The sequence below is a fragment of the Shigella sp. SIG3 genome (assembly GCF_053555855.1).
Genome location: NZ_JBQZXE010000106.1, coordinates 1 through 12,903, shown reverse-complemented (window position 1 = coordinate 12,903; position 12,903 = coordinate 1). Strand labels below are relative to the sequence as shown.

At 51.0% G+C, this 12,903-nt stretch carries 13 protein-coding genes; 6 read left to right on the top strand and 7 right to left on the bottom strand.

Annotated features, from left to right (window positions below):
- Positions 1-92: 92 nt before the first annotated feature.
- The 6 genes from kdsA to hemA are packed head-to-tail and all read right to left on the bottom strand — an operon-like array spanning position 93 to position 5,398.
- The gene (gene kdsA, locus ACUU1I_RS16180) at positions 93-947 is read right to left on the bottom strand and encodes a 3-deoxy-8-phosphooctulonate synthase (RefSeq protein ID WP_000811065.1); all 855 of its coding nucleotides are present in this window, start codon (positions 945-947) and stop codon (positions 93-95) included.
- A gap of 35 nt (positions 948-982) precedes the next feature.
- The gene (gene sirB1, locus ACUU1I_RS16175; protein WP_001257044.1) at positions 983-1,792 is read right to left on the bottom strand and encodes an invasion regulator SirB1; all 810 of its coding nucleotides are present in this window, start codon (positions 1,790-1,792) and stop codon (positions 983-985) included.
- 3 nt (positions 1,793-1,795) lie between these two features.
- Complete coding sequence (sirB2, locus tag ACUU1I_RS16170; protein ID WP_000200378.1) at positions 1,796-2,188, bottom strand: invasion regulator SirB2; 393 nt, start codon at positions 2,186-2,188, stop codon at positions 1,796-1,798.
- On the bottom strand, positions 2,185-3,018 hold the full coding sequence (prmC, locus tag ACUU1I_RS16165) for a peptide chain release factor N(5)-glutamine methyltransferase (protein WP_000456467.1): 834 nt from the start codon (positions 3,016-3,018) through the stop codon (positions 2,185-2,187). Before prmC ends, sirB2 begins: the two co-directional genes overlap by 4 nt.
- Positions 3,018-4,100, bottom strand: coding sequence for a peptide chain release factor 1 (gene prfA / locus ACUU1I_RS16160; protein ID WP_000804726.1), 1,083 nt, complete (start codon positions 4,098-4,100; stop codon positions 3,018-3,020). The genes prmC and prfA overlap by 1 nt, the downstream gene beginning before the upstream one ends.
- Positions 4,101-4,141: 41 nt before the next feature.
- Positions 4,142-5,398 (bottom strand): glutamyl-tRNA reductase, encoded by a 1,257-nt coding sequence (gene hemA, locus ACUU1I_RS16155; protein WP_005067942.1) that lies wholly within the window; start codon positions 5,396-5,398, stop codon positions 4,142-4,144.
- Between the two features lie 213 nt (positions 5,399-5,611).
- Between hemA and lolB the strand changes: the two genes are divergently transcribed.
- The 4 genes from lolB to dauA all read left to right on the top strand — a co-directional run bounded on the left by lolB (position 5,612) and on the right by dauA (position 9,988).
- A complete protein-coding gene (gene lolB, locus ACUU1I_RS16150; RefSeq protein WP_001130694.1) occupies positions 5,612-6,235 on the top strand; it encodes a lipoprotein insertase outer membrane protein LolB in 624 nt (207 codons plus the stop codon).
- The gene (gene ispE / locus ACUU1I_RS16145) at positions 6,235-7,086 is read left to right on the top strand and encodes a 4-(cytidine 5'-diphospho)-2-C-methyl-D-erythritol kinase (protein WP_001260336.1); all 852 of its coding nucleotides are present in this window, start codon (positions 6,235-6,237) and stop codon (positions 7,084-7,086) included. Before lolB ends, ispE begins: the two co-directional genes overlap by 1 nt.
- 150 nt (positions 7,087-7,236) lie before the next feature.
- Positions 7,237-8,184 (top strand): ribose-phosphate diphosphokinase, encoded by a 948-nt coding sequence (gene prs / locus ACUU1I_RS16140; RefSeq protein ID WP_005049665.1) that lies wholly within the window; start codon positions 7,237-7,239, stop codon positions 8,182-8,184.
- A 124-nt stretch (positions 8,185-8,308) separates the two neighbouring features.
- The gene (dauA, locus tag ACUU1I_RS16135; RefSeq protein WP_001033352.1) at positions 8,309-9,988 is read left to right on the top strand and encodes a C4-dicarboxylic acid transporter DauA; all 1,680 of its coding nucleotides are present in this window, start codon (positions 8,309-8,311) and stop codon (positions 9,986-9,988) included.
- 54 nt (positions 9,989-10,042) lie between these two features.
- Here the strand turns inward: dauA and ychH are convergent, their stop codons facing one another.
- Entirely contained in the window at positions 10,043-10,321 is a 279-nt protein-coding gene (gene ychH, locus ACUU1I_RS16130) for a stress-induced protein YchH (protein ID WP_000823874.1), read from the bottom strand.
- 277 nt (positions 10,322-10,598) lie between these two features.
- Between ychH and pth the strand changes: the two genes are divergently transcribed.
- Positions 10,599-11,183: an aminoacyl-tRNA hydrolase gene (gene pth, locus ACUU1I_RS16125; protein WP_000152933.1), complete on the top strand. Its 585-nt coding sequence runs from the start codon at positions 10,599-10,601 to the stop codon at positions 11,181-11,183.
- Between the two features lie 116 nt (positions 11,184-11,299).
- Positions 11,300-12,391: a redox-regulated ATPase YchF gene (ychF, locus tag ACUU1I_RS16120; protein ID WP_000505866.1), complete on the top strand. Its 1,092-nt coding sequence runs from the start codon at positions 11,300-11,302 to the stop codon at positions 12,389-12,391.
- The last annotated feature ends 512 nt before the right edge of the window (positions 12,392-12,903 follow it).

The following is a 12,903-nucleotide window of genomic DNA, read 5'->3' as shown; positions in this document are numbered from 1 at the left end:
GGGGTAACAGCCTGCGGCCTTTTTTGTATCTGGCACCCATGAAAAAAGTCTTAACGCAGAACGCTAAGACTTTATTTTTCAAGCAAAAAAGATTACTTGCTGGTATCCAGTTCTTCGAAACCTTTCACCAGATCATCAATCGCTTTCATCTGCTTGAGGAACGGTTCCAGTTTAGCCAGCGGCAGCGCGGATGGACCATCACATTTCGCATGTTCCGGATCCGGATGCGCTTCAATAAACAGCCCCGCCAGACCTACCGCCATACCGGCTCGTGCCAGCTCAGCCACCTGAGCACGACGACCACCGGAAGCTGCGCCAAACGGATCGCGGCATTGCAGTGCGTGGGTCACGTCGAAAATCACCGGCGAGTTACCAGACACTTTCTTCATAATGCTGAAGCCCAGCATATCGACAACCAGGTTGTCATAGCCGAAGTTAGCACCACGATCGCAAAGAATCACTTTTTCGTTGCCGCCTTCTTTGAATTTATCAACGATATTACCCATCTGCCCCGGGCTGACAAACTGTGGTTTCTTGACGTTAATTACCGCACCGGTTTTCGCCATGGCTTCAACCAGGTCAGTCTGGCGAGCAAGAAACGCCGGCAACTGAATCACATCCACGACATCAGCAACGGGCTGTGCCTGACTTGGTTCGTGAACGTCGGTGATAATTTTCACGCCAAAAGTCTGCTTCAACTCCTGGAAGATTTTCATCCCTTCTTCCAGGCCCGGTCCACGATAAGAGTGGATGGAGGAGCGGTTGGCTTTGTCAAAAGAGGCTTTGAACACGTAAGGGATACCCAGTTTCTGGGTCACAGTTACGTAGTGCTCGCAAATGCGCATCGCCAGATCGCGAGATTCCAGCACGTTCATACCGCCAAACAGTACGAACGGCAGGTCATTTGCTACGTTGATGTCGCCAATGCTAACCACTTTTTGTTTCATAGGATCGCCTTAATCTTGAGTAAAATGTCGATTAATTAATGCAGCACAATATGTTTATGCGCGATGTTATTTATTTGCGCACGGATCATTTCGCTGATCGGGTCTTCCGGACACTGTTCAACGAAATAACTTAAATCGTTCAACGCAACGTGTTCGCAATCCAGTTGCGCATAAATCAACCCGCGATCGCGAATTTCATAGGGATCTTCAGGGTTGAATTGTAATAAAGCTTCGCTGGTGCGTAACGCCAGCTCCATCTGATTTTCTTCCATCAACGAGGCTTTGAGTGTATCCAGCAATTTGCGGATTACCTCAATGTTATCAGCTTCATCAAGGTCTTCATAAAACAGTTCCGCCGACGGGCTGATATTTCCCTTTAACCATACGTCCAGCATATGTTCGCTTAACGATTCACCGTTAAAAGGATTAATCAGCCAAATTTCGCCATCCGGACATTCAATGCGCAATATCAGCTGCGTAGGGAAAATCACCGGCAGCAGCGGCAAATCGAGACGATTCGCGACCCATAATAAAACCGCACCTAATGATACCGCACTGCCCTGTCGATTCTTTAACACCTGGTCCAGCCATAATGCATCGGAAAGACGATAAACGCCGCGTGAGGCTTTAAATCCCCAGTCGCCGTAAAACAGCGCGATCAGTTTTTCCAGCTGCTCTTCTAAAGGCAGAAGCTGGCTGATTTCTTCCTTCGCCAGACTAACGAGACGCTCCAGTTCGTCGTAAACATCTTGCGAGGGAAAATCGCGGCGGATTGCTTCGCAAGCCAGGATCATGCCTTCGCACAATGGCGCTTTATTAAATTCGAAATCAGCTAACGATCTCATAACTTACCCCAGTAACGGTACTTTTGTGGTGGCGAGTTTAATGATGATGTACAGCACCACCAACGCCAGCGGGAAGGCAATAATGCGCGCCTGCTGACTGTGCATACGACGATAATCGAGTGCAATAAAACCCAAAACGATATAAATGATAACTCCAAACAGCTTTTCAGTCAGCCACTGTGCCTGCCCGGAAAATGGCAGGATGTGCGCTTTAGCCATCAACGCAATGCCGCTTAACAATAACACCGTATCGACAACCGGCGGCACAATGCGCGTCCAGCGAGCAAATGCCTGTGGATGCTTCTGATAACGTAGCCAGAAACGTAAGGTTAATAGCCCAACAGAAAGCGCGATACTAATAAGATGAACACTAAGCAGTGTAGAAAAACTTGTCATTGATAATAGCGGCCGAGCGTTACGCGCTCGTTATCACCATAGTCACGGCAGGTTTCGACGTCATGATACCCCGCGAGGATAAATGCTTGTCGCACCGCTTCGCCCTGCTGCCAGCCATGTTCCAGAAGCAGAAAGCCGCCGGATACCAGCGCGTTACGCGACTGTTCGATGATATGCACGATGTCTGCCATTCCACTGTCTGCCGCAACCAGCGCAGTGAGCGGCTCAAAGCGGACATCGCCTTGTTGAAGATGTGGGTCCTGCTCGTCAATATACGGCGGATTGCTGACAATCATCGCAAACTGCTGCCCGGCTAGCGCGCTAAACCAGTCGCTTTGCAGAATGTGGATATTTTTGATCGCCAGATGCTGGGCATTACGTTGTGCCAGGGAGACAGCATCAGGCATACGATCTACAGCGATAATTTCGCAGTCCGGGCGCTCGCTAGCCAGCGCAAGCGCAATCGCCCCGGTCCCCGTCCCGAGATCGAGAATACGGCAAGGTTGTTCAGGCAACCGCGCCAGTGCCTGCTCCACCAGACACTCCGTATCCGGGCGCGGAATTAAGGTCGCTGGAGAAACAAATAACGGCAACGACCAGAATTCTCGCACCCCGGTTAAATGAGCAATGGGTTCACCATCGCGACGACGTGTCAGTAGCGCATCAAGTTGCTGACATTGTTCGTCAGTCAGCTGCGTTTCACCAAAGGCGAGAATAAAAGTACGCCCTCTGCCGGTAACATGCTCCAGCAGGATTTCAGCATCACGCCGCGGGCTTTCGCTCGCCTGAAGTTGGCTTATTGCTTCACGTAACCAGTGTTGATATTCCATTATTCCTGCTCGGACAACGCCGCCAGTTGGTCGGCCTGATGTTCCTGGATAATCGGTTCAATCAGCATATCCAGCTTACCTTCCATCACTTCATCCAGGCGGTAGAGCGTCAGGTTGATGCGGTGATCGGTAACGCGCCCCTGCGGGAAATTGTAAGTACGGTTACGGTCGCTGCGATCGCCACTCCCCAGCAGGTTACGACGGGTAGACGCTTCGGCCTGTTGGCGTTTTGCCATTTCAGCAGCGTGGATGCGAGCACCGAGCACTGAAAGCGCCTTCGCTTTGTTTTTATGTTGTGAACGTTCGTCCTGACATTCAACAACAATCCCGGTCGGCAAGTGAGTAATACGAATTGCCGAATCGGTGGTGTTAACGTGCTGACCACCCGCCCCTGACGAGCGGAAAGTATCAATGCGTAAATCTGCTGGGTTGATGTCCGGCAGTTCTGCGTCAGGCAGTTCTGGCATTACCGCAACGGTACAAGCAGAAGTATGAATACGACCCTGCGATTCCGTAGCAGGAACACGTTGCACGCGATGACCGCCGGATTCAAATTTCAGACGACCATACACACCATCACCGCTAATTTTGGCGATGATCTCTTTATAACCACCATGTTCACCCTCGCTGGCGCTCATGATTTCTACCCGCCAGCGGCGGGCTTCGGCGTAACGGCTGTACATACGGAACAGATCGCCTGCAAACAGCGCTGCTTCGTCGCCGCCGGTTCCGGCACGGACTTCGAGGAAGGCGTTACGTTCGTCATCAGGATCTTTTGGTAGTAATAGAACCTGTAATTGCTGTTCCAGTTGCTCGCTTTTTTCTTTAGCTTCGCGCAGTTCATCCTGCGCCATCTCACGCATTTCAGGATCGTCGAGCATCATCTGTGCGGTTTCGATATCTTCCTGAACCTGTTGCCAGTCGGTAAAACAGCGCGAAACATCACTTAACTGCGCATATTCGCGTGATAATGCGCGAAAACGTTCCTGGTCGGCGATAGTTTGCGCGTCACCCAGCAACGCCTGAACTTCTTCATGGCGTTCATGCAGGGCTTCCAGTTTGGCAACGATAGAAGGCTTCATAGGCGTAAATGCACCCTGTAAAAAAAGAAAATGATGTACTGCTACTCCAGCCCGAGGCTGTCGCGCAGAATATTCAGGCGTTCGTTATCCCCGTCACGGGCGGCCTGTTGAAGTGATTTCGTTGGCGCATGGATCAAGCGGTTAGTCAGTTTCCATGCCAGATCCTGCATAATGGCTTGCGCGTCGCCGCCCTGCTCAAGGGCCGCTAACGCTTTGGCGGTTAACTCATCGCGAACGTGCTCTGCCTGGCTGCGATACTCGCGAATGGTTTCGCTGGCGCTTTGTGCTCGCAGCCACGCCATAAATTCGCTGGTTTCCTGAGCGACAATAGTTTCCGCCTCAACCGCTGCGGCTTTACGCTGCGCCAGGTTGTGCGAAATGATGCTTTGCAGATCGTCCACACTATAAAGATAAGCATTCGCCAGTTTGCCAACTTCCGGCTCAACATCGCGCGGAACGGCAATATCCACCAACAGCATTGGTTGGTTACGACGACTTTTTAATGCGCGCTCCACCATGCCTTTCCCGATAATCGGTAACGGGCTGGCGGTGGAACTGATGATGATATCGGCTTCGCGCAGACGTTCGTCGATCTCACTCAGGGCAATCACTTCCGCGCCAACTTCATCTGCCAGAATTTGGGCACGTTCGCGAGTGCGGTTGGCGATAATCATCTTCTGTACTTTATGTTCGCGCAGATGACGCGCTACCAGCTCGATGGTTTCGCCCGCGCCTACCAGCAACACTGTGACCGTAGAGAGCGATTCAAAGATCTGCCGCGCCAGCGTACAAGCCGCAAAAGCGACAGACACAGCACTGGCACCGATATCTGTTTCAGTGCGAACGCGTTTCGCTACAGAGAAAGATTTCTGGAACATGCGTTCCAGTTCGCTGGCCTTCATATGACCTTTTTGCGAATCGGCAAACGCTTTTTTAACCTGACCGAGGATCTGCGGCTCCCCAAGAACCAGTGAATCCAGGCCGCTGGCAACACGCATTAAATGGCTAACCGCGTCGTTATCCTGATGCCAGTAGAGGTTTTTACGCAGATCTTCTTCATTAAGATTGTGATAATCGCAAAGCCAGCGGATTAACGCCTCTTGCAGGTTATCCTGCTCTTCAACGCTAAGATAAAGTTCCGTGCGGTTGCACGTCGACAGCACCACGCCGCCCTGCACCATCGGCTGCGCAAGCAGGCTGTCAAGCGCCTGATCGAGCTTATCCGGCGAAAACGATACACGTTCTCGCAGCGATACAGGTGCCGTTTTATGGTTGATACCGAGTGCTAAAAGGGTCATGTCTGCGGGAAATAATACCAACGTTGATAGGGTTAGTCTGCTTGCATCATACAGGATGCGTAAGATCAATAAAAGAGAGCGCCCCCTTTTGGAGTAATTGCCGAAAGCCGTTAGATTCTGGCAATTAAGACAACTTGAACATAGACGATAGCGGACGGTAACGCTAGCATTAAGGGTTATAACTGCAACGTATCTCAAGGACTTGTCATCACTATGCCCCTGCCCGATTTTCGTCTTATCCGCCTGCTACCGCTGGCTGCTCTTGTGCTCACTGCCTGTTCCGTTACCACGCCCAAAGGTCCTGGCAAAAGCCCGGATTCGCCACAATGGCGTCAGCATCAGCAAGACGTGCGCAATCTTAATCAGTATCAGACTCGCGGCGCGTTCGCTTATATTTCTGACCAACAAAAAGTGTACGCCCGCTTTTTCTGGCAGCAAACCGGCCAGGATCGCTACCGTCTGCTGCTCACTAACCCATTGGGCAGCACGGAACTGGAGCTGAATGCTCAACCGGGTAACGTGCAGTTAGTCGACAATAAAGGTCAGCGTTATACCGCCGATGACGCCGAAGAGATGATTGGCAAATTGACCGGAATGCCAATTCCGCTCAACAGCTTGCGCCAGTGGATTTTAGGTTTACCGGGTGATGCAACCGACTACAAACTGGACGACCAGTACCGCCTGAGCGAAATTACCTACAGCCAGAATGGCAAAAACTGGAAGGTTGTTTATGGTGGTTATGACACCAAAACGCAACCTGCGATGCCAACCAATATGGAACTCACCGACGGTGGTCAACGCATCAAGTTAAAAATGGATAACTGGATAGTGAAATAATGCGGACACAGTGGCCCTCTCCGGCAAAACTTAATCTGTTTTTATACATTACCGGTCAGCGTGCGGATGGTTACCACACGCTGCAAACGCTGTTTCAGTTTCTTGATTACGGCGACACCATCAGCATTGAGCTTCGTGACGATGGGGATATTCGTCTGTTAACGCCCGTTGAAGGCGTGGAACATGAAGATAACCTGATCGTTCGCGCAGCGCGGTTGTTGATGAAAACTGCGGCAGACAGCGGGCGTCTTCCGACGGGAAGCGGTGCGAATATCAGCATTGACAAGCGTTTGCCGATGGGCGGCGGTCTCGGCGGTGGTTCATCCAATGCCGCGACGGTCCTGGTGGCATTAAATCATCTCTGGCAATGCGGGCTAAGCATGGATGAGCTGGCGGAAATGGGGCTGACGCTGGGCGCAGATGTTCCTGTCTTTGTTCGGGGGCATGCCGCGTTTGCCGAAGGCGTTGGTGAAATACTAACGCCGGTGGATCCGCCAGAGAAGTGGTATCTGGTGGCGCACCCTGGTGTAAGTATTCCGACTCCGGTGATTTTTAAAGATCCTGAACTCCCGCGCAATACGCCAAAAAGGTCAATAGAAACGTTGCTAAAATGTGAATTCAGCAATGATTGCGAGGTTATCGCAAGAAAACGTTTTCGCGAGGTTGATGCGGTGCTTTCCTGGCTGTTAAAATACGCCCCGTCGCGCCTGACTGGGACAGGGGCCTGTGTCTTTGCTGAATTTGATACAGAGTCTGAAGCCCGCCAGGTGCTAGAGCAAGCCCCGGAATGGCTCAATGGCTTTGTGGCGAAAGGCGTTAATCTTTCCCCATTGCACAGAGCCATGCTTTAAGCCGGGCAAGCTGAGTTTCGGTGACAACGTCACCTTGTTCCAGACGTTGCATCGCGCTCTTTAATACACCGCCTGGAAAGGATCATGCCTGGCCCGCACAGTTTTCGGCAGATTCTTTCCACCAATGGACGCATGCCTGAGGTTCTTCTCGTGCCTGATATGAAGCTTTTTGCTGGTAACGCCACCCCGGTACTAGCACAACGTATTGCCAACCGCCTGTACACTTCACTCGGCGACGCCGCTGTAGGTCGCTTTAGCGACGGCGAAGTCAGCGTACAAATTAACGAAAATGTACGCGGTGGTGATATTTTCATCATCCAGTCCACTTGTGCCCCTACTAACGACAACCTGATGGAATTAGTCGTTATGGTTGATGCCCTGCGTCGTGCTTCCGCAGGTCGTATCACCGCTGTTATCCCCTACTTTGGCTATGCGCGCCAGGACCGTCGCGTCCGTTCCGCTCGTGTACCAATCACTGCGAAAGTGGTTGCAGACTTCCTCTCCAGCGTCGGTGTTGACCGTGTGCTGACAGTGGATCTGCACGCTGAACAGATTCAGGGTTTCTTCGACGTTCCGGTTGATAACGTATTTGGTAGCCCGATCCTGCTGGAAGACATGCTGCAGCTGAATCTGGATAACCCAATTGTGGTTTCTCCGGACATCGGCGGCGTTGTGCGTGCCCGCGCTATCGCTAAGCTGCTGAACGATACCGATATGGCAATCATCGACAAACGTCGTCCGCGTGCGAACGTTTCCCAGGTGATGCATATCATCGGTGACGTTGCAGGTCGTGACTGCGTACTGGTCGATGATATGATCGACACTGGCGGTACGCTGTGTAAAGCTGCTGAAGCGCTGAAAGAACGTGGTGCTAAACGTGTATTTGCGTACGCGACTCACCCGATCTTCTCTGGCAACGCGGCGAACAACCTGCGTAACTCTGTAATTGATGAAGTCGTTGTCTGCGATACCATTCCGCTGAGCGATGAAATCAAATCACTGCCGAACGTGCGTACTCTGACCCTGTCAGGTATGCTGGCCGAAGCGATTCGTCGTATCAGCAACGAAGAATCGATCTCTGCCATGTTCGAACACTAATCGAACCCGGCTCAAAGACCCGCTGCGGCGGGTTTTTTTGTCTGTAATATCCATTTGTATGACCTATGCCTCCTTCACCTGCCATTTAGTTGACAGATGATGCGCTCACGGATGAAACATTATTGTGAACAAAATATTTTCCTCACATGTGATGCCTTTCCGCGCTCTGATCGACGCTTGCTGGAAAGAAAAATATACTGCCGCACGGTTTACCCGTGACCTGATTGCCGGGATAACCGTCGGGATTATTGCTATCCCGCTGGCGATGGCGTTGGCTATTGGTAGTGGTGTGGCACCCCAGTACGGTTTATATACCGCAGCTGTTGCGGGGATTGTCATTGCTCTAACGGGTGGGTCACGCTTTAGCGTTTCCGGTCCGACTGCGGCATTTGTGGTAATTCTCTATCCCGTTTCGCAACAGTTTGGACTGGCAGGACTGCTGGTTGCGACCTTGTTGTCGGGAATCTTTTTGATTCTGATGGGGCTGGCACGCTTTGGTCGTCTGATTGAGTATATTCCGGTTTCCGTCACCTTAGGTTTCACCTCGGGTATCGGGATCACCATCGGTACCATGCAGATTAAAGATTTTCTCGGTCTGCAAATGGCCCATGTCCCGGAACATTATCTACAAAAAGTCGGCGCATTATTTATGGCGCTGCCGACCATTAATGTGGGTGATGCTGCCATTGGCATTGTGACGCTTGGCATTCTGGTTTTCTGGCCGCGTCTGGGCATTCGTTTACCCGGTCACCTTCCGGCCTTGCTGGCTGGTTGCGCGGTGATGGGGATTGTTAACCTGCTCGGCGGACATGTTGCTACCATCGGTTCGCAATTCCACTACGTCCTGGCCGATGGTTCTCAGGGTAACGGTATTCCGCAACTGCTGCCGCAACTGGTGCTGCCGTGGGATCTGCCTAATTCAGAATTCACGCTAACCTGGGATTCTATTCGCACCCTGCTGCCTGCGGCATTCTCAATGGCAATGCTCGGGGCGATCGAATCTCTGCTCTGCGCTGTGGTACTGGATGGTATGACCGGGACTAAGCACAAGGCGAATAGTGAACTGGTCGGTCAGGGGCTGGGGAATATCATCGCTCCATTCTTTGGTGGTATTACCGCTACTGCTGCCATCGCGCGTTCTGCCGCTAACGTCCGTGCCGGGGCAACTTCCCCTATCTCGGCGGTGATCCACTCTATTCTGGTTATTCTCGCCCTGCTGGTACTGGCACCACTGCTCTCCTGGCTGCCGCTTTCCGCCATGGCAGCCCTGCTGTTGATGGTGGCGTGGAACATGAGTGAAGCGCACAAAGTGGTCGACTTGCTGCGTCATGCGCCGAAAGATGACATCATCGTCATGCTGCTGTGTATGTCACTGACCGTGCTGTTTGATATGGTTATTGCCATCAGCGTGGGGATCGTGCTGGCATCGCTGCTGTTTATGCGTCGTATCGCACGTATGACTCGCCTGGCACCGGTAGTCGTAGATGTTCCAGACGATGTCCTGGTTCTGCGCGTTATTGGCCCGCTGTTTTTTGCTGCTGCTGAAGGCTTATTCACGGACCTGGAGTCACGTCTTGAAGGCAAACGGATTGTGATTCTGAAGTGGGATGCCGTTCCGGTACTTGATGCTGGTGGTCTTGATGCGTTCCAGCGTTTTGTGAAGCGTCTGCCCGAAGGATGTGAACTGCGCGTGTGCAACGTGGAATTCCAGCCACTGCGAACTATGGCTCGCGCAGGCATTCAACCGATCCCGGGACGCCTCGCGTTCTTCCCGAATCGTCGCGCGGCGATGGCGGATTTATAAGTACGAGATTGACCAGTCAGCGCAAACTGACTGGTCAGCAAACTGCATTATTTGTTAGCTATGACGGCGATTATCGCTACGGCGGCAACGTTTGTCATAGTGACGAACCCACCAGTAACGGTCGCACACCTGTTCATGCCCGCCAACACGGGCACCCGCCAGCCAGAGAATGGCACCGACGAAAATACTTAGCACTGCACCATGTGCGAAATACTGGGGCATATTAAACTGTGGTAACTGGTTGAGGATTGAATACCCCACGCCGACCACCATTACCACCAGACCCAACCCCATGAGCACGTTACCGAGTATCGAAGCGTTTTTGCGTTTCATATGTCACCTCCGGAACTTTCTGGGTTGTAACAGGGAATACCCCTCTTCCTTATGTGTAAAGTATAGACAACACCCTGTGGGTTATGTGCGGGCGTAATCACAATTACAACCCTTATTTCAACAAAACTTTACAAATAAACGCCTGAACACCTTGACTTTCTAATAGTCCACTCAGGCAATTATTACGTTATCTGCATTTGATACGCAGTTTTTTGTCAAGCGGGGCCGCAACCAGTAAACTACGCGCCAGTTATGTACACACTCAGGACAAAAAAACGTGACGATTAAATTGATTGTCGGCCTGGCGAACCCCGGTGCTGAATACGCCGCAACGCGACATAATGCTGGTGCCTGGTTCGTTGACTTACTGGCAGAGCGTTTGCGCGCTCCGCTGCGCGAAGAGGCTAAATTCTTTGGTTATACTTCGCGAGTCACCCTTGGAGGCGAAGATGTCCGCCTGTTAGTCCCGACTACATTTATGAATCTCAGCGGCAAAGCCGTTGCGGCGATGGCCAGTTTTTTCCGCATTAATCCGGACGAAATTCTGGTGGCCCACGACGAACTGGATCTGCCTCCTGGCGTCGCCAAATTTAAGTTGGGCGGTGGCCATGGTGGTCACAATGGACTGAAAGACATCATCAGTAAATTGGGTAATAACCCTAACTTTCACCGTTTACGCATCGGAATCGGTCATCCGGGCGATAAAAATAAAGTTGTCGGTTTTGTGTTAGGCAAACCGCCTGTTAGTGAACAGAAGTTAATTGATGAAGCCATCGACGAAGCGGCGCGTTGTACTGAAATGTGGTTTACAGATGGCTTGACCAAAGCAACGAACCGATTGCACGCCTTTAAAGCGCAATAAGTCGTTGTCTGCGGCATTTTTGCCGAGTGCCGTGTATAATAGGCAAAGTTATTTCCATTTCTGCAATCTGTTAGCAATAACAGGTTGATTATTAAGATATTAAGGTGATTTAAATCATGGGATTCAAATGCGGTATCGTCGGTTTGCCCAACGTCGGGAAATCTACCCTGTTCAACGCGCTGACCAAAGCCGGTATTGAAGCGGCCAACTTTCCATTCTGCACCATTGAGCCGAACACAGGCGTCGTACCAATGCCTGACCCTCGCCTGGATCAACTGGCTGAAATCGTAAAACCGCAACGTACGCTTCCCACGACCATGGAATTTGTCGATATCGCCGGTCTGGTAAAAGGCGCATCGAAAGGCGAAGGTCTGGGTAACCAGTTCCTGACCAACATCCGTGAAACCGAAGCGATCGGTCACGTTGTTCGCTGCTTTGAAAATGACAACATCATTCACGTTTCCGGCAAAGTTAACCCGGCTGACGATATTGAAGTTATCAACACCGAACTGGCGCTGGCAGACCTCGACACCTGCGAACGTGCGATTCATCGCGTACAGAAGAAAGCCAAAGGTGGCGATAAAGACGCGAAAGCTGAGCTGGCGGTCCTGGAAAAATGCCTGCCCCAGCTGGAAAACGCAGGTATGCTGCGCGCGCTGGATTTAAGCGCTGAAGAGAAAGCGGCTATTCGTTACCTGAGCTTCCTGACGCTGAAACCAACAATGTACATAGCCAACGTCAACGAAGACGGTTTTGAAAACAACCCATATCTTGACCAGGTGCGTGAAATCGCGGCGAAAGAAGGTTCTGTTGTGGTTCCGGTTTGTGCTGCTGTTGAAGCAGACATTGCCGAACTGGACGACGAAGAACGTGACGAGTTTATGCAGGAGCTTGGGCTGGAAGAACCGGGCCTGAACCGTGTGATCCGTGCCGGTTATAAGCTGCTGAACCTGCAAACTTACTTCACCGCTGGGGTGAAAGAAGTGCGTGCATGGACCATTCCGGTTGGAGCAACCGCGCCGCAGGCAGCGGGCAAAATCCATACTGATTTTGAAAAAGGCTTTATCCGTGCACAAACCATCTCGTTTGAAGATTTCATCACTTACAAAGGTGAACAAGGCGCGAAAGAAGCAGGCAAAATGCGTGCAGAAGGTAAAGATTACATCGTGAAAGATGGCGATGTGATGAACTTCCTTTTCAACGTCTAATTAATTTATTGTCTCATGAGGTTTCGCTAAATCTCATGAAGAGCGCAAAAGTATATAAAATCCACGCAATTGCGTGGATTTTTCATTTCACCGAGTCCTAATCATTCTTGTAACATCCTACACTTTTGTGCTTATTGCCTACAGTGAACCACGAGAATAATTAAAGACATAAGTGTTCAGATGACTGATATCTCATTAGCAGTGATATAACGTCAGTTTTTGTTCCACTACACATCAGCCCTCTTCACAGCTGATCAATATTGATCTCGCTCCAATATGCTGGCGAGAAAAGGACTTACCTGAAGGGTAATATCCCGCAGATAAAGTCCCCGAATAACGTGATTACGTGCGATCCTGGCAAGATGAAAATGATAACCAGTAGCACAATAATAACGATAGGCCAGAAAATCCATTGACCAAAAATGAATATCGATGTTTTTTGCTTTTTCTTATTAGTAATGCAAAAATGGCGCATATTGTTTTTGTTATGCAGATACATCAAGCGAAAATCC